Below are 15705 nucleotides of genomic sequence, written 5' to 3'. Positions count from 1 at the left end.
AATGCCGTTTCGAAGCGCCATCTTCGAAAGTATTGCAAGTTATGTAGGTCGATCGAGTGCCGCGGCACCGCGTAGAAAATCCTTGTTCAGATCGGCATAAGAAACCCGGGGAACGCCCGGCAGTCGCTGCTCTAGCACGCGGCTCAGGGATTCTCCGGGGTTGAGATAGGCATCACCGAAATCGCTCCCGAGCTGATTCGGGTGGGCAACGATTTCCAGCACGCCGTCGGTCGGCGCGGGGTCGTTGCGCAGATCCACCGGGGTACACACGTAGTCCGCCGTGGCCCCGGCCAGAGTCTGCAAGCGCCAGTTGAGCAAACCTTTGAACAGGCGTTTCGGCAGACTGAGGTTCTGCCCCAGGTTGCGTGCCAGGCGAATCGGCACGCCTTGCCGGGCGGCAAACCGGGCGACGATTTCGCCGATCGGCCAGATGTTGTGCACGTGCTGATGCGAGTCGATGTGGCTCGGCCGCACGCCATGTTCGACACAGCGCTGCCACTGCGCGTGCAACTCCTCACGCACCGCATCGCGATCTTCGCGACTCAGCCACAGACTGTGGCGCGGCAGGCTCAGATCGAACACGCCGTGGCCATCGCAGAAGGTACGACTGCGCAGGATCGAAGTGCTTAACGGCCGGCCGTACGTCAGGTTGAAGTGCAACCCGACCCGACCTTGCAGCGTCGGATGCCGGGCCATCGCGCAGGCTGCTTCGAACGCCGGCATGTTGGCCATGGCTGTGGCCGAGCTGATGACCCCGGCCTGAAACGCCGCGAAGATCGTCGCGTTTTCGTTCGGGCTCAACCCGAAATCGTCAGCGTTGACTATGACTTGGCGAGGCATGATCGCCCTCCGTGGTGATGACGACAGGTGGGGTGGGCGATGCCGGTTTGGCTGCACGCCGAGCTCGCCATTGCTGCACCGTCGGTTTCAATCGATGCCAGAGCCGCAACCCCAGCCCCAGCAACATCCCGCTGGGGCGCCAGGAATAGAAACTCCAGCGCCAGTGTTCCAGTTGTCCGGTCATGCGTTCGTGCAGTTGGTGGCTGGAGTTTTCCAGACTGACCCGCGAGGCATCGATCCAGCGCCAATGCTCGTCCAGCCCCCAGCGAATCCACTCCTCCAGCAGCACCCGGCCGCTGCCCAGATCGGCGTATTGCGGCAGGAACGCGAGGTTGTAATCGTAGAGTCGGTCCTGTTCGAGCAGGCCGAGGCGATAGCTGATGCAACGTCCGTTGAGTTCCAGCGTCACCACTCGCACCAATCCCTGGCCGGCGAGGGCGGTGAAGGCGCGTTCGATCCATTGCCGACTGCGTTCGCTGGCGAAAATCCCCACGCCTTCGTCGCCTTTCCAGCTCACCGCTTCGACTTCGCTGATCGCCTGCAACAGCGGACCCATGCTCAGCGCGTCGGGAGTGATGCGCCGTACCTGGGCGCCACACGCGGCAATCCGTTTCCGCGCCCGCCGCAGCTTGTAACGCGGGTCGCCGGAGACTTCCTGATGATCGGCGTCGCTGATCAGATGCACCGGCACCCGGCAACTGAGACGGCGTTCGCCTGTAGAACTGTGGGCCATCCATTCGGTGAGCACGCTTTCTTCACCCGCAGGCTCGGACAATTCGTTGAGTTGCAGCAGCGCGTGCGGCAGCTGTCGGTGGATCAGGCGCAAGGCTTCGCGCATGTCCTCGCCCTTGAGCAATGACAACAGCGCCAGCCGGTCCGCCAGCGGATGGCCCAAGTGGTGCAGCACGCGGAACGGCACTCCGGCAAAACGCTCGCGGCCCGCCACCAGCGGCAGGCACAGACGCAATTCTTCCGCTTCCCAACCGAGCAGGATGTGCAGGCGCTCACTCTCGTCGAGTGCCTGCTCGGCCGCGCACAACCAGCCCAGGTGGTTGAACGGCGTGTGGTCCGTCACTTGCAGGCGCAGCGCTTCATAGGCGGCTGCCGGGAAGTCGGCGGCGCACAGCGAAGTGCGCCATTCGAATCGCGCCGGCATAGGCTCAGACCGCCGTGGCTGTGACAGGTGGACGGGACGGTTTGCGCAGCGCATCCAGTCGCGAACCGCTGTAGCGGGTTTCGCGGTAGAAGCGCCAGCGACCGAACAGGGTATAGACGTTCATGATCCGGCCTTGCTCGGTGTACCCCATGCGCAGGTGCAGTTTCAGCGCCGGGATGTTGTGGAACTCGCAAACGTCCACCACCTTGTCGCAGCCCTGGGCCGCCATGGCTTTCCACAGTTCCAGTTGCAGGTCCACCGACAGTTCGGTGCCCCAGTAGGAGCGAGTCAGCTCGCCGCCGAATTCGAAGAACTCGCCGGGTTTCACCGGGAACAGGCAGCCGTAGTAATGCCGGTCGAAGTAGTCCCGCGCGCTGCCCCAGATGAACGCCACGGCATCGCCCTGATCGTCCAGGTGCATGTGCCCGGTATGCCCTTCGTTGGCCAGCTCGGCCATGGTCCCGACGCGGTCGCCGAAGTAGCGGGCGAAGGCGCTGGCGTTGTCGGCGGTGATTTTTACCACTCGCAGTGGCGGATACGGTTTGAGGCTGTGCGGTGGCACCGGACTGACCAGATCGCGCTCCATCCACAGCAGTTCCTGATGGAAAAACACGTAGTGCTTCCACGCCTTGCCGAGGGTGGCGCGCAGGCCTTTTTGTTTGATGTGTTCGCTGAGTTTGCTGACGGTACCCATGTTCTGTACTCCGGCGTTATCGCAGGGCGAACGACTGTGGCGAGGGAGCTTGCTCCCGCTCGGCTGCGCAGCAGTCGCCAATGGGGTCGCAAGTATTGGGGCCGCTTCGCAGCCCAGCGGGAGCAAGCTCCCTCGCCACAATTTTGTTTTCGCCATGCATTGTCTGAAATTCGGGTTCATGACGCGCTCCAGCTCAGGGCGAACAGGGTTTCCCCAGGCAACTCGAAGCTGACGCGTCCGGCGTGACAGGCAAACGGCGCGTCGCGGCTGCGGTTGTCCGCGCCGAAGTAACGCAACGCGCCGCTGTTCAGCGGGCATCTGGCGCCGCTCAGGTCGACACGCTGCAGACGCGTGCCCTTGTTCACACCGAGCAGGCCACGCTGGTCGTCGCCGGCCATCGCCAGCACATCGACTTCAAAGCCATCGTTCTCCAGCCACAGCACCTTGTGCAGCCAGTGTTGCGCGATGAATTGCTGGGCCAGCCCCACCGGTTTCAGCTCGAAACGCTCAGCGCCCAAGACCCGGATCATGCCCTTGGGGTATTGCGGCTCGTCGGCGGCCTGAAACCAGTTAAGCATCGTCAGCAAGCCGTCCTGCGAGGCGTTGATCACCACCGAGGCCCACCACAGCGAGGCGTAGTGGGTTTCCTGATCGTAAGGGCTGAGGCTGGAGCCGCTGGACAGATTGGTCTGATCCAGCAGCAAGGCCTTGCGCGGCTGGCCATGGGCGTCGAGGCCGACCAGTTCGGCGGCGCGGCGCACGCTGTCGCGGTAGACCCGGGTGGCGAGCAGGTCGCGGATCATCCATTCGTGCCACGCCAGCGCGTCGATCTGCTCGGCGGACTCGCCGAGCAAGCGCCGCGCCCAGTCGATGCCGCGCTTGTCGGCCGCGTTGTCGGCGAACGGCCCGTTGATCAGCCGTGAACTGGCCGGCATGGCGATGCGCACGCCGGCCTTGGCATTCGCCGGATCGCTGCGCACCTGTCTGGCCATGCTGGTGAATATCGCCCGGTATTGCTCGAAACTCGAATAGTTGAGGTTCGGCTCGTCGGCAAAACCGATGTAGTGCGTGCCTTTGCCGCCCAAGGCGCGGGTGCCGGCGAGCCAGGCGTCGAGCCCGCCATTGCTTTGCACATCGGCGCGCAGATCGGCCTGACGCTGGCTACCGGCGAGCAGGGTGATGTCCTGACGGATGCCGAAGCGCTCCTGATAAACCTCGCGGAACGCGTCTTCGAAGTGCGGATTCTTCGCCGTGACATCGACAAAACTGTAGTAACTGGCGGCGGTCGGTTTCAGCGCATCCAGCGCGGCATGGCTGGCGGCGGGCGGCATCACGTAGGGCAGGGCGATGCCCAGATCCGGGGTGCGTCCGAGGATTTTGTCGTGCAGGGCCAGGTGGATCTGGCCGGTCTCTTCGCGCACGGGTTTGAGTTGCTGCGGAGTCTGCGCAAACCGATTGGCCGTGCCGTCGAGCCAGAACGCCGCTTTGCCGCTGCCTTGCAGGCGCAGGCGCCAGACCTGTTCGCGCGCGCTGACCGGCAGCGCCAGTTGATCGAACTGCCAATAGGCGCGATAGGGTTTGAGCGCCAGCGTCAGTGGCTGATCATCGCCAACCCGTTGTACCTGCAGCGCGTTGACCCCGCCATGAAACTTGCCGGCAAGCACCGCGTGTTCCCCCGGCGCGACTTTGAAATATAACTCGTCGCCATTCTGCGTCTGCGCGCTGAAATGCACCTTGGCCGGCTCGAACAGCGCGACGGTGCGATCGTCGTGCTCGACCCGGTAATTGCGGAAGCTGTAGCCGGGAATTTCCAGGCGATAGCTGGCGGCACCCGGCAGCAACGCCCAGCTCTGGGTGCCGCGGGTTTCGCTGGCCTTGATCAAGCGTTCGCCCTGCAATTTGCCCTGGCCGTCGAGCAGGTACAGATGTTCTTCGTTGGCGTCGGCCTGCCACGCGGGTGTCCAGCGCACGGTCACGGTGTCCGGGCGATCGGTTTGCAGGTACAGGCTGCCGTCGCGGATCTCGCCCCAGCGCATCGACGCGGCAAGGGCGTCCAGCGACAGGCCGAGACCGAGCAGCAGGACCAGGCCTTTCATGCGGCCTTCCGTTGCAGCATTTGCAACATCGGCGTGATGTCGCTGGGCAGGATGATCAGGGTTTGCCAGAACGCCACGCCGCTCAAACGGCAGTACAGCACCAGCATCGCCACGGTGACGGCGAGATAGGCAATGGACGAAGCCGCCGCCGCGCCGACGATCCCGTAGGCCGGAATCAACACGAGGTTCAGCGCCAGATTGAGCAGGGCACCGAGGCCCATCAGCAGCGATACCGATCCGGGGCGGTTTTTCCCCAGCAGGTCCAGACGCAGGATGCTCGCGTAGCACAGGCCGAGCAGCCCCGGCAGCAACGCCAGCAGCGCCGGATACGCCGGTTGGTAGGCGATGCCGAACAGGGTGACGATCAGCCAGTTGCCGATCACTGCCATGCTCAGGCACGCAGCGAGCATCACCGTGGCGGTCAGGCGCAGGGCCAGCGGGGTGACCTTGTCCATGCCTTCGTCCTGTTGCAGCAGGCGCTTCATCAGCGGCGTGGTCACCGCTTCCGGGACGATCAGCAGCAGTTCGGCGGCGGCGCTGGCCATCGCGTAATGACCCAGCGCGGTGCTGCCGAGCAGGGCGCCGATGAACAGGTAGTCCGAGCGCAGAATCACTTGCTGGAACAGCAGATCCGGATGGCTGCGCGCGCTGTAGCGCAGCAGTTCGTTCTGGCTGGCGCGATCCCATTGCAACTGCAGCGGTTGCGCGCGTTTGAGCCAGACCCAACCGGCCAGCACCACCAGGCTGATCCCGGCCAGCCAACTGATCAGCGCGGCTTCCAGCGCCGCGCTTTTCCACATCCAGAACAGCGCGAGAAACAGCAGCAACGGCGCCAGCGATTCGGTCAGGCGCAAGGCGTTGAACGCGACCACGCCGCCGGAGGCGTTGTGCAGGGTCAGCAGGCCGCTTTTCAGCACGGTCAGCGGCACCGCCAGCAGCAACAGCCAGGCCAGCAGGCCGAGCTGCACAGTCACATCCAGCTCACTGCCGAACTCACGCACCAGCGCCACCACCAGCAAGGTCAGCAGACCGGCGAGCAAGCAACCGAAGACCAGCACCTGACTCAGCAGCAGCCCCATCGGCCGTTGCTTGGCGGCCTGATAACCCACGGCTGAATTCAACCCGCCACTGGTGGCGGCGCTGATCAGGTCGGGCAAGGTGCTGAGCAGCGCAAACAGCCCCCGTTCACTCGGCCCGAGGATCCGCGCCAGCAACACGTTGCGCAGCAGACGCAGGGCGATCATCGCCAGTTTGGTGCCCATGCTCAGTGCCAGATGCCTGAGATAGTGGCTGCGGCTCATGGCCGGTTGCCACGAAAGATGCGCCACGACAGCAGCTCAGGATTACGCGCGGTGCGCTGGCTGACACCGAAACGCGGCAGGTTCAGCGGATCGCCTTCGCCGCGATAGATGCCGGTGCCGGTGCCGAGGGCGAACGGATAGTCGTGCGCGGCAATCTGCTTGCGCACCCGTTCGTCGTTGTTACCGTTGGGGTAGCAGTACACCGGCAGCGGCCGGTTGCAGCCGTTGTTCAAGGCTTCACGGCTGCGGCTGATTTCTTCGCTCAGGCGCACATCGTCCAGTTCGGTGAGGATTTTATGGCTGGCGCCGTGCGGGCCGAAGCGCACCAGTCCCGAGGCCTCCAGCGCGCGTACCTGATGCCAGTCCAGCGCTTGCGGCAACGATTCCGGCGGACATTCGTCAGTCAGGCGTTCGAGCATCTGCGGTTCGAGGCTCTTCAGGCTTTGCAGGTAATGCAGCAGCGACAGGCTGCGGCGATCGACGTCAATGTCGTCGACCAGCACCGGCACCGGGTGATGGATCGCGTGCAGGCATTCGATCAAGTGCAGGCGGGTCTTTTCGCCATGGCTGCCCCACAGGGTTTCGCCGAGGCTTTCCCACCAGAAGCGCTGACGGCTGCCGATGAAATCGGTGGAGAGGAAAATGCTCGCCGGCACCTGATGCTTCTGCAGCAGCGGGAAGGCGTTGACTGCGTTGTCGCGCCAGCCGTCGTCGAAGGTCAACGCCACCCGTGGGCGCTCGTCGCGCGCTGAGCCGGGCGTCAGGATATCCATCAGCGGTACACAATCGAAATGCCGACGCAGCCACACCAGCAGGTGATCGAACGCCTTGGGGCCGACGCACAGTTCATTGCGGTGCGGCAGGTCGGCGGCGCGGTCGTTGTCCAGCACCCGGTGCAACATCAGGATCACCCCGGCACCGTGCAACTGGTTTCGTCCTACGGGCGAGTTGAGGTAAAGCCAGCCGCTGGTACGTTTTATCAATTGTTTGATCGCCATGGCTTCGGTCCTCTCAACGGTTTTGTTCAGGGTTCCACTGGGCGTAACGGTGGCCGCGCAGGAATTGCCACAGGCCGATGCTCATGCCTGCCAGCGTCACCAGCAGGAATGCCGCAAGGCGGAACGGTTTGGGTAACCGGTGTTGTGAATCCAGCAGTCCGGCAATCGCCACGGCGTAGCCGAACAGTTGGGCGATCAGGGCCAGTCGATAGAAACCGTGGTCGTCCCACAGCCAGAAGTTGCTCAGCAGCAACGGCAGCAGGAGGATCGGTGCCAGACGCCGGATCAGCTTGTGGCTGATCAGCGCAATCGAATACAGGCCATGTTTGAGTGGGTTGAGCAGCTCACTGCGCTGGGCGAGGCTTTGCAGGCCACCGACGGTGACGCGTTGACGCCGGCGGAATTGTTTGTCCGCTTCGTCGACACCGTGGTCGATCACTTGCGCCTCGGGCACGTACACAATGCGCTTGAATGCCACCGGTGCACAGGTGCTGAGAAAGAAGTCGTCATTGACCTCCGCCGGCACGCTCTGGAACAGCTCGCGGCGCAGGGCGAGCAGGGCGCCGTCGGCCGAGACCATGCAGCCAGTGCGGTTCTCCACCCGGCGCAGCCAGCCTTCGTAGTGGCGGTACAGACTGTCGCCGACGCTCAGGCCACCGCCCGTCACCGGAATCACCATGTGCCCGGCGCAGGCGCCGACATTCGGGTCACTGAGTGGCGCGAGCAGGTAGCCGAGGGTTTCCCGCGACCACTGGTTGTCGGCATCGGTGAACACCAGAATATCGCCAGTGGCCAGGGCCACGCCGGCATTCAGCGTCGCCGCTTTACCCAGGCGCGGCAGATCGAGCACGGTGATGCGCGAATCGATCACTTTGTGCGCGCAGGCCACGGTGTCGTCGGTCGAACCGTCGCTGGCGAGAATGATCTGCAGCGTGGCCGGCTGATAGTCCTGCGCCAGCAGCGTGCGCAACTTGTGCTCGATGTGCCGCGCCTCGTTGTGCGCGGCGATCACGATGCTGATGTTCAACGGCGGCGCCGGGCTGTGACGCCAGGCCGGGAACAGCGGCGCCAGCACCGTCAGCAGCAGCGGGTAGCCGAGGTAGGCGTACACCGGCAGCAGCAGGCACAGCCAGAAAATGAATTCAGCCACGGGCAGGCCTCCTGGCGTTCCAATGACACACACTGAGAATGAGCGCCGCCCCGGCCAGGTGCAGACGCACCCAGTGCAGGCCCCACAGTTGCAGGGTCAGGCCAATGTCGTGATGGCGTGAACTCTGGCGAATGCTCAGCACCAGCGCCGGAATCAGGGTCAGCATCACCATGACCGCTGCGTGATGCGGAAAGCCGTTGAGCAGCGCGGAAATCGCCAGCAAGTCCAGCAGCCATGCCATCAGCGACAGCAGCGGAAAGCGCAGCAGACGCAGGCTGAAACCGTGGGTGCGCAGCAGTTGCAGATGACTGCCCTGACGCCACATTTCCTTGCCCATCCACTCACGCCAGTTCATCTCGTAGCCCCAGTGCAGGGCCACGTTGTTGTTCACCGACAACAGGCGCGCGCCTTGCTCGTTCAGGCGCAGGGTGAATTCCTTGTCCTCGCCGGTGCGCAGGTGTTCGTCGAAGCCGCCGACCTTCTCGAACCAGCGCCGGCGCATCAGCAAGTTGGAGCTGGGCAGCCAGTCCACTGTGTGCGACGCCTGCCCGGAAGTGCGCAGCGTGCGCCGTTGCCAGGCCGTCGCGTACCACGGCGCAGCGGCGGGAGTATGCAGATCCAGACCAAACACATCGGCCTGACCACTTTCCTCCAGTTCGAACAGTGGCCTGAGCCAGTCTTCGGGCATTTCAACGTCGGCATCAATGAACGCGATCCACTCGCCGCTTGCCAGCAGGACACCGCGATTACGCAGCGCACCGATCAGCAGCCCAGGCAGCACCAGCACCTGCGCACCGAACTGGCGGGCGATGTGCGGGCCGTCATCGCTCGAGCCGTTGTCGACCACGATCAGCTCGCACTCGACATTGGCTGCGTGCGCGGCTTTCTGCGCCGCCAGCAGTGTGCGGCCGATGTGCCGGGCCTCGTTGTACATCGGGATGATGATGCTGATGCGGCTCATGTTCTGGCCTCGGTCAGTGGCGCTTGCTCGGCCTTGAGGCGCAGGACGCTGGTCAGCGCAAGCATGATCCACACGTACTTCTGGTTCGGTGCGCTGAGGAACATCAGGAACAGGGTCAACGACAGGAAACTCACACCGAGGTGAGTCATCAGGTCTGCCTGCTGCCAGTCGCGCCGCAGCATCCACGCGGCGCGGGCGCGGATCAGGTTGTACAGGCCCAGGCCGAGCATGCCGACGAACAACAGGCCGGCGGGAATCCCCAGTTCACTGAAGATTTCCAGGTAGGTGTTGTGGGCGCGGCGGTACAGGTCGCCGATCTTGCGGTTGGCGGAAAACGCCTTGGCATAGCCGGTGGTCGCGTAGTGCAGCGGGAAGGTGCCGGGGCCGGAGCCGAGCAGCGGACTCTCGCGGATCATCTGCCCGCCGACCACGATGTACGAGGCGCGACGGCCGAGGGATTCGTCGTCGTGGCCCTTGGCCCCGGCGCTCAACACGCTTAGGGACTGAATGCGCGCGATGTAACCGGCGGGCATCGCGTAGATCGCCAGCGGAATCACGATCGCTGCGCCGAGCATGGCGAAACCCAGGTGCCGTGGACGAATCCGGGTGAGTTGCGCGCGGTAGTGCCAGCAGCCGATCAACAGACTCAAGGCCACCACCACCAGCCCGGAGCGCGACTCGGTCTTGGTCATGCCACCGAGCAGCAGCACGCAGCAAGCGCCCCAGAACAAGCGGTGCAACAGGTTCGGGCCGCGAATCACCAGCAGCAGGGCCAGCGGAATGGCGAAGGCGATCAGCAGGGCAAAGGCGTTGGGGTCTTCGAGCAGCCCGGCGGCGCGGCCCTGATCCTGGAATTTGGTCGAAAACATCGCCATGGCGCAGGTGGCGCTGACGCTCAGGGTCACCAGTCTGGAAAACAGGTCGAGGTTCAATTCGCGACCGATCAGCAGGGTGATGACAAACAGGATCAGGCCGACGCTCAGCTCACGCAGATGCCCCAGCGACATACCCATGTCATCGGTATTGAGCAGGCTGAGGAAATACAGGACCAGAAACCACAGCAGAAACCGCCAGATATTGCTGCGCAGGCGCTCGGAGGGAATCTGATGCATGGCCAGTTGCAGCATCAGGATCACCGCCAGCGAGGCACCGATCAGTTTGCTCCCGGACAGCGAGCTGTCCTTGAAGAAACCTTCGAACGGCACCAGCGCGGCGATGCCCAGCAGGCCCCAGGTCGGCTTGCGGTACAACACCGAGAAACCCACCAGAGCAATGACGGCGCCCGGTGCCAGAAACGGATAAGGGCTGGCGAGCAGACCGATGCACACCAGACCGAGCAGCGTGACGATCGAGAGCGGGAAAATCATGCGCGTGCCTCCCGTGCCGTGCGGATGTACAGCTGCGACCAGCGTTCGGCCAAAGCCTTGAGGTCGTAGCGATCCTGTTGCGTACGCTTTGCGTTGTCGCACAAATGCCGGGCCAGCTTCGGCTCGCTCAGCAGGTTGTCGAGCTGGCGGGCGAGGGCAGAGCTGTCGGCGGGTGCCGCCAGCAGGCCGTTATTGCGGTGTTCGAGCACATCGGGAATGCCGCCGACTGCGAAAGCCACCACCGGCACGCCGGCCTGCATCGCTTCCAGCAGAATCATCGGTGTGCCTTCGGTGCGCGAGCTGATCACCAGCGCATCCAGTTGCTGCCACCACGGTTGCATGGCGGTCTGGTAACCGGGCAGGCGAATCCGTTGGGTCAATCCGGCGGCGTCGATGCGTGTTTGCAGCGCTTCACGTTCAGGGCCGTCGCCGAGCATCACCGCGTCCAGTTGCGGGTGCTGGTGACACAGCGGAATCAGTGCATCGAGAAACAGATCCGGGCCTTTCTCGCTGCTCAAACGCCCGACGTAACCGGCGAGCCAGCGCTGGCGGTCAACGGTGCTGACCAGCGCGGCGGCGGCCGGTAAACCGTTGGGGATCACTTGCAGTTTTTCCGCCTGCACGCTGGCCTGACGATGCAGCACGGCGATGCTCTCGGCCACGCACACCACCCGGTCCACCGAAGCGGTGCGGCACAACTGCAGACTCAGCCAGGTGTAGAACTTCTGCTTGCGGCTGCGCGGGGTGAAGCCGTGTTGGGTGATGACCAGTGGCAGACGCAACAGCGTCGCCCCGACCCAACCGAACAACAGCCCTTTGAAGTTGTGGGTGTTGATCAGCGGTTGCTCGCTGCGCCGGGCACGTAGATGGCGCATCAACTCGCCCAGCCCGGAGCAGCCACGACAGTCCACCCCGGCCTCGCGAAAGCGCGCGATCAATGCGGGTGGTGCATCGAGACACAGCACCTGGTGCTGCCCCGGTGTCGCCAGGCAGTGATCGAGCAACATGCGCTCGGCCCCATAGAAGCCGCCGCTGCTGAGCAAATGAATGATCGGCAGCGCGGCATTCGGGGTGGACGGCGTGTTCAATTGCGCACCCAGTGCACGAAGCTTGGCACGGTCCAGTTCTTGTGCGGATTGCGTGGCAGAACGTTTTCGTCGTTGATCACCAGCAACACCGGCAGACCCAGTTCGTGGGTGATTTGCGCCGGATGCTTGAAGCGGTGATCGAAGAACTCACGCACATACACCAGGGCAATCGCCAGCAGCAGCCCGGTGAACAAGCCGAACGGGATGATCAGCAGCGGTTTGGGGAACGCCGGCTCGGTCGGTTCGAACGGCGGGCTCAGCACCTTGGCGTTCGACAGGTCATCGTTGAGTGAACCGGCGGTGCTGCTTTCGGCAAAGCGTTGCGCGTAGGTCGAGAACGCCGTGTGCAGTGCGTCGATTTCAGTGTCCATCTGCCGCAGCTTGCTCTGGGTCTGCTGCAAGGTGTGGATGCGGTTCTTGAAGTCGGCGATGCGCGCGGTTTTCTGATCGATCACCTGTTGCACCACGGCCAGGTCGTTGGTGCGTTCCTGAATGCGGTTGCTCACCACTTTGAGGAACTGCTGACGGGTGCGGGCGATCTGCTCGCGGGTCAGCAGCATCGGCTCGCTGCCGGGCTGAAACACCGCGAGGTCATTCATGTAGCGGCTGACCTGAGTGGTCAGTTGCTCGCCCAACTGTTTGACTTCCCGATCCTCGAACGCCACGTTGTCGACGGTGGTGGTGAAGGTGTAGGGGAAGGTGTAGTCGTTGAGTTTGTTGGTGCTGGCGGCGGCCAATGCGGTTTTCAGGTATTCAAGCCAGCGCTGGCTCTGCAACAGGCGATCCTGGTACAGGTTCAGCGCTTGTTCTTCGGTGTTGATCGCGTTCAGGCGAAAGGTGATTTCTTCCTTCGGATCGGACGAGCCGACGCTTTCCAGCAGCGCCTGGCGATTGCCCTCCAGTCCATCGAGACGCACCTGATACAGGTGCTTCTTGGTTTCGTAGAAGGATTGCGGCAGGTCGATCGATTGCAGCGCCTGACGGCTCACCAGATAGTTCTGCAGCAAGGTGGCGACAAACGTCGTGCCTTGATGCGGATCGGGGAAGCTGTAGACGATCGAGATCACGTTGGAGCCGGGCAGGGTCTCGATCTTCAGGCTGTCGAGGGCCTGTTGAGTGAGGCCGTCGAGCACGGTGTCGCGCACCGGATCGGTCTCCAGCCCGAGCATGTTGCGCAGCGGGTTGATCACGTATTGGCGCAGGGGTGAGGTGACATAACGGCGGAACGGATCGCCGACCAGTTTGGCGAACATGCCGACCGGTGGGCTGTATTCGCCCTTGTCGCGCAACTCACTGATGGTCTGCCGGATCAACGCGGGCGAGCGCAGGATATTGCTCTCGGTTTCCATGTCCGCCAGCGACGGCGGAATGAAGGTGGCGTTATCGACCGTCAGTGACGTGGTGGCGTCACCCTGGGAGAGTTTTTTCGACTGCACGATCACCTGGGCGGTGATATCGAAGCTCTGTTTGAGCACCAGCGGCAGTACCAACGCGATGACTGCAAAGATCAGGAAGACGCGTTTCACCAGTTGCTTGTTGGCGAAGAAGATCCTGAAGAACTCATGCAGGTAGTTTTCCTTTGGATTCATGATCGGTCACCTGAGAGTCGGTTAGTTGCTGCTGTTGTCGTTCTTGTTGTCGAGGCGATAGCTGAAACTCATGCCCACGCCCTGGAACAGCACCACGTCCGCCAATTGCCGCGCGAGCTCGCCGGCACTGGCCAGTTTGGTTTTGGGCACGTAGAGCATGTCGTCCGGTTGCAGATAGGCGATTTGCGAAGCGTCGCCGGACAGGGCTTTCTCGACGTCGTAATGCACCGCCTGCACCTGATTGCCGTTGCGGCGCATGATCACCACCGAGTCGAGGCGCGCCTTGATGTTGGTGCCACGGGCCAGGGTCAATGCTTCAAGTACCGAGACCGGGCGACGAATCGGATAGGAACCCGGCTGGCCGACTTCACCCAGCACATAGATCTCGTTGCCGGCGGTGGATTTGAGCATCACATCGACGCTCATCCGACCTGGCAGTTGTGCGTACTTCTGGTTGAGGAAGGTTTCCAGCTGGTTGATGGTCATGCCTTGCAGTGGCACCGCGCCGATTTCCGGAAAACTCGCATAACCGTCGTTGCCCACGGTGATCTCACGGCTCATACCGGTGGCGGGATGGTTGAGGGCACTTTTGAGGTTCTGCTCATTGGTCAGCGGACTGATGACCTGCACCGTCAGCTGATTGCGGTTGGGCTGGAACAGCTGTTTGCGCTGGTAGGCACGCTGGATTTCTTCGCGCGCTTCGTCGCCGGTCAGCCCGGCGATTTTCACCGAGGTGTTGGCGCCCGGCAGGTTGATGGTGCCGTCAGGCAGCACCAACTGGTTGCCGTTGAGCTGGCTGGCCGCGGTGAAGTTCAGGCCGATCTGGTCACCCGATTGCACGCGGTAGGCGTCCGAACCGCTGGTGCTGATGTGGAAGATCACGTCCAGCACGTCTTGCGGGCGCAACGTCTGCTCGATCTTCGGCATATCGGTGGCCTGGGCGTTGGCCGGGGTGGCGGTGAGAATATTCACCGGCATGGTCTGGGTCTCGGAATTGCTGGAGCAGCCTGCAAGCGGCAGCATCAGCAGAACAAGTATCTTGGCGTTCATGGCGTCATCCTTCGCGTTTGCTTACAGGTTTTTGTAAAGCCATTTGGGCATGTAGTACTTGCGCCGGTTGAAGACGCTGCCAACCACTTTTGCCCCGGCCTGCGTCAGGCGTTGCACGGCGGCCTGGGCGACTTCCCAGCGCGTGTCCTCGGCGCGTACCACGAACACCACGCCATCGACCTGAGTGGCGAGTACCAGCGTGTCGGCGGCGGAGTACACCGCGTCACCGTCGATCACCACAAAGCGGTACTGGCTGCCCAGTTGATCGAGCAACGGGCTCAGGCGCTCGGCAGTCAGGTGCTCCAGCGTGCGGATCGGCCGACCGTTGGGCAGGACATGGAACGGCAGGCTCGACACCTGCACCACGCAGTCCTGCAACAGCGGCGGGTTGTCCGGGTTGAACAGCAGATCGCGCAGGCCGCGCTCCTTGCTCAGGTTCAACTGTTGGGTGAGGTTGCTCGCCGACTGGCTGGCGTCGACCAGCAGCACCTGGCCGCTGCTCATCTGCGCCAGTTGGCTGGCCAGCGCCAGCGCACTGGTGGTGGTGCCGGCACCAGGGTTGGCGGCGGTCAGGAACAGGATCCGCAGATCCAGATCCAGCACGGTCGAAATCAGGTTCGATTCGCTGGGGTTGGCAATGCTCAGGCTTTTGTTGGTTGAACCGTCCATTAGCTTGCTCCGTGGCCGCTGAATACTTTGAAGGGGGTTTTCAACAGGATCTTCAGATCAAGCAAAAGGCTTTGCTCGGCGATGTAGCTGAGGTCCAACTCAACGCGCTGGTCGAAGTCGATGTTGCTGCGCCCGGAGATCTGCCACAGGCCGGTCATGCCGGGGTAGATGCTCAGGCGAGCGAGGTGGCGGTCCTTGTAGCGGTAGGCGTTGAACGAGGTCGGACGCGGGCCGACCAGGCGCATGTCACCGCTCACCACATTGAACAGATTGGGCAGTTCGTCGAGGCTGGTGCGCCGCAGGAAACCGCCGATCCCGGTGATGCGCGGGTCCTTGTCGATCTTGAAATCGATGGCGTCGACCCCGTGCTTGTTGAGGTGGCGCAGCGATTCCTTCAGTTCTTCGGCGTTGCAGACCATGGTGCGGAACTTGTACATGCCGAACGTGCGGCCGCGATAGCCGGTGCGTTTTTGCACGAACATCACCGGTCCCGGGCTGGTGAATTTGATGGTCAGTGCCAGGCCCAGCAGCAGCGGCGAAAACACCACCAGGATCATCAGCGCACCGAAGCAGGCCAGCACCCGGTTGGTGCGTGACAGCGTCCATGGCCGGCCACCGTCGCGACCGGTCAACCAGCCACGACCCTGCCTGTGGATGGCGGTATCCAGGCGCATTCGGTGTTCGGGATCCATGCGCTTGTCACGACGCATCTGATTGATCGGTACACCTTGTTCATGTCCAGTCAT

The 15705-nt window shown here is 63.1% G+C and carries 14 protein-coding genes; all 14 read right to left on the bottom strand.

From position 1 onward, the window contains the following. Nucleotides 1–39 precede the first annotated feature (39 nt). The 14 genes from AC27VU_RS12200 to AC27VU_RS12135 all read right to left on the bottom strand — a co-directional run bounded on the left by AC27VU_RS12200 (nucleotide 40) and on the right by AC27VU_RS12135 (nucleotide 15705). On the bottom strand, nucleotides 40–840 hold the full coding sequence (locus tag AC27VU_RS12200; RefSeq protein WP_488724152.1) for a ChbG/HpnK family deacetylase: 801 nt from the start codon (nucleotides 838–840) through the stop codon (nucleotides 40–42). Continuing rightward, a complete protein-coding gene (locus tag AC27VU_RS12195) occupies nucleotides 812–1996 on the bottom strand; it encodes a GNAT family N-acetyltransferase (protein ID WP_103520024.1) in 1185 nt (394 codons plus the stop codon). The genes AC27VU_RS12200 and AC27VU_RS12195 overlap by 29 nt, the downstream gene beginning before the upstream one ends. A 4-nt stretch (nucleotides 1997–2000) precedes the next feature. Beyond that, a complete protein-coding gene (locus AC27VU_RS12190) occupies nucleotides 2001–2690 on the bottom strand; it encodes a GNAT family N-acetyltransferase (protein ID WP_226500073.1) in 690 nt (229 codons plus the stop codon). 176 nt (nucleotides 2691–2866) lie between these two features. Further along, on the bottom strand, nucleotides 2867–4786 hold the full coding sequence (locus tag AC27VU_RS12185) for a hypothetical protein (RefSeq protein ID WP_488724151.1): 1920 nt from the start codon (nucleotides 4784–4786) through the stop codon (nucleotides 2867–2869). Further along, nucleotides 4783–6087, bottom strand: coding sequence for a lipopolysaccharide biosynthesis protein (locus AC27VU_RS12180; RefSeq protein ID WP_488724150.1), 1305 nt, complete (start codon nucleotides 6085–6087; stop codon nucleotides 4783–4785). The genes AC27VU_RS12185 and AC27VU_RS12180 overlap by 4 nt, the downstream gene beginning before the upstream one ends. After that, nucleotides 6084–7085 (bottom strand): polysaccharide deacetylase family protein, encoded by a 1002-nt coding sequence (locus AC27VU_RS12175; RefSeq protein ID WP_103520028.1) that lies wholly within the window; start codon nucleotides 7083–7085, stop codon nucleotides 6084–6086. The genes AC27VU_RS12180 and AC27VU_RS12175 overlap by 4 nt, the downstream gene beginning before the upstream one ends. Nucleotides 7086–7098: 13 nt before the next feature. Then, entirely contained in the window at nucleotides 7099–8235 is a 1137-nt protein-coding gene (locus AC27VU_RS12170; protein ID WP_488724149.1) for a glycosyltransferase family 2 protein, read from the bottom strand. Further along, nucleotides 8228–9196 carry a glycosyltransferase gene (locus tag AC27VU_RS12165; RefSeq protein WP_262143029.1) on the bottom strand — a complete coding sequence of 323 codons (969 nt, stop codon included), beginning with the start codon at nucleotides 9194–9196 and terminating at the stop codon, nucleotides 8228–8230. The genes AC27VU_RS12170 and AC27VU_RS12165 overlap by 8 nt, the downstream gene beginning before the upstream one ends. Then, nucleotides 9193–10563, bottom strand: coding sequence for an O-antigen ligase family protein (locus AC27VU_RS12160; protein WP_473017577.1), 1371 nt, complete (start codon nucleotides 10561–10563; stop codon nucleotides 9193–9195). The genes AC27VU_RS12165 and AC27VU_RS12160 overlap by 4 nt, the downstream gene beginning before the upstream one ends. Beyond that, nucleotides 10560–11651 (bottom strand): glycosyltransferase family 4 protein, encoded by a 1092-nt coding sequence (locus AC27VU_RS12155; protein WP_201137184.1) that lies wholly within the window; start codon nucleotides 11649–11651, stop codon nucleotides 10560–10562. The genes AC27VU_RS12160 and AC27VU_RS12155 overlap by 4 nt, the downstream gene beginning before the upstream one ends. Further along, a complete protein-coding gene (locus tag AC27VU_RS12150; protein ID WP_262143031.1) occupies nucleotides 11648–13240 on the bottom strand; it encodes a GumC family protein in 1593 nt (530 codons plus the stop codon). Before AC27VU_RS12150 ends, AC27VU_RS12155 begins: the two co-directional genes overlap by 4 nt. Nucleotides 13241–13261: 21 nt before the next feature. Beyond that, nucleotides 13262–14290 (bottom strand): polysaccharide biosynthesis/export family protein, encoded by a 1029-nt coding sequence (locus AC27VU_RS12145; protein ID WP_003226289.1) that lies wholly within the window; start codon nucleotides 14288–14290, stop codon nucleotides 13262–13264. A 21-nt stretch (nucleotides 14291–14311) separates the two neighbouring features. Next, nucleotides 14312–14959 (bottom strand): CpsD/CapB family tyrosine-protein kinase, encoded by a 648-nt coding sequence (locus AC27VU_RS12140; RefSeq protein ID WP_003226287.1) that lies wholly within the window; start codon nucleotides 14957–14959, stop codon nucleotides 14312–14314. Beyond that, nucleotides 14959–15705, bottom strand: coding sequence for a sugar transferase (locus AC27VU_RS12135; RefSeq protein WP_003226286.1), 747 nt, complete (start codon nucleotides 15703–15705; stop codon nucleotides 14959–14961). Before AC27VU_RS12135 ends, AC27VU_RS12140 begins: the two co-directional genes overlap by 1 nt.

It is taken from the genome of Pseudomonas sp. 14P5.3.2 (assembly GCF_057799175.1).
This window is presented reverse-complemented; position numbering and strand designations above follow the sequence as displayed.

Excerpts from the sequence above, each read along its gene's own strand:
- AC27VU_RS12200 (WP_488724152.1), bottom strand. The coding sequence starts at position 840 with ATGCCTCGCCAAGTCATAGTCAACGCTGACGATTTCGGGTTGAGCCCG.
- AC27VU_RS12195 (WP_103520024.1), bottom strand. The coding sequence starts at position 1,996 with ATGCCGGCGCGATTCGAATGGCGCACTTCGCTGTGCGCCGCCGACTTC.
- AC27VU_RS12190 (WP_226500073.1), bottom strand. The coding sequence starts at position 2,690 with ATGGGTACCGTCAGCAAACTCAGCGAACACATCAAACAAAAAGGCCTG.
- AC27VU_RS12185 (WP_488724151.1), bottom strand. The coding sequence starts at position 4,786 with ATGAAAGGCCTGGTCCTGCTGCTCGGTCTCGGCCTGTCGCTGGACGCC.
- AC27VU_RS12180 (WP_488724150.1), bottom strand. The coding sequence starts at position 6,087 with ATGAGCCGCAGCCACTATCTCAGGCATCTGGCACTGAGCATGGGCACC.
- AC27VU_RS12175 (WP_103520028.1), bottom strand. The coding sequence starts at position 7,085 with ATGGCGATCAAACAATTGATAAAACGTACCAGCGGCTGGCTTTACCTC.
- AC27VU_RS12165 (WP_262143029.1), bottom strand. The coding sequence starts at position 9,196 with ATGAGCCGCATCAGCATCATCATCCCGATGTACAACGAGGCCCGGCAC.
- AC27VU_RS12160 (WP_473017577.1), bottom strand. The coding sequence starts at position 10,563 with ATGATTTTCCCGCTCTCGATCGTCACGCTGCTCGGTCTGGTGTGCATC.
- AC27VU_RS12150 (WP_262143031.1), bottom strand. The coding sequence starts at position 13,240 with ATGAATCCAAAGGAAAACTACCTGCATGAGTTCTTCAGGATCTTCTTC.
- AC27VU_RS12145 (WP_003226289.1), bottom strand. The coding sequence starts at position 14,290 with ATGAACGCCAAGATACTTGTTCTGCTGATGCTGCCGCTTGCAGGCTGC.
- AC27VU_RS12140 (WP_003226287.1), bottom strand. The coding sequence starts at position 14,959 with ATGGACGGTTCAACCAACAAAAGCCTGAGCATTGCCAACCCCAGCGAA.
- AC27VU_RS12135 (WP_003226286.1), bottom strand. The coding sequence starts at position 15,705 with ATGACTGGACATGAACAAGGTGTACCGATCAATCAGATGCGTCGTGAC.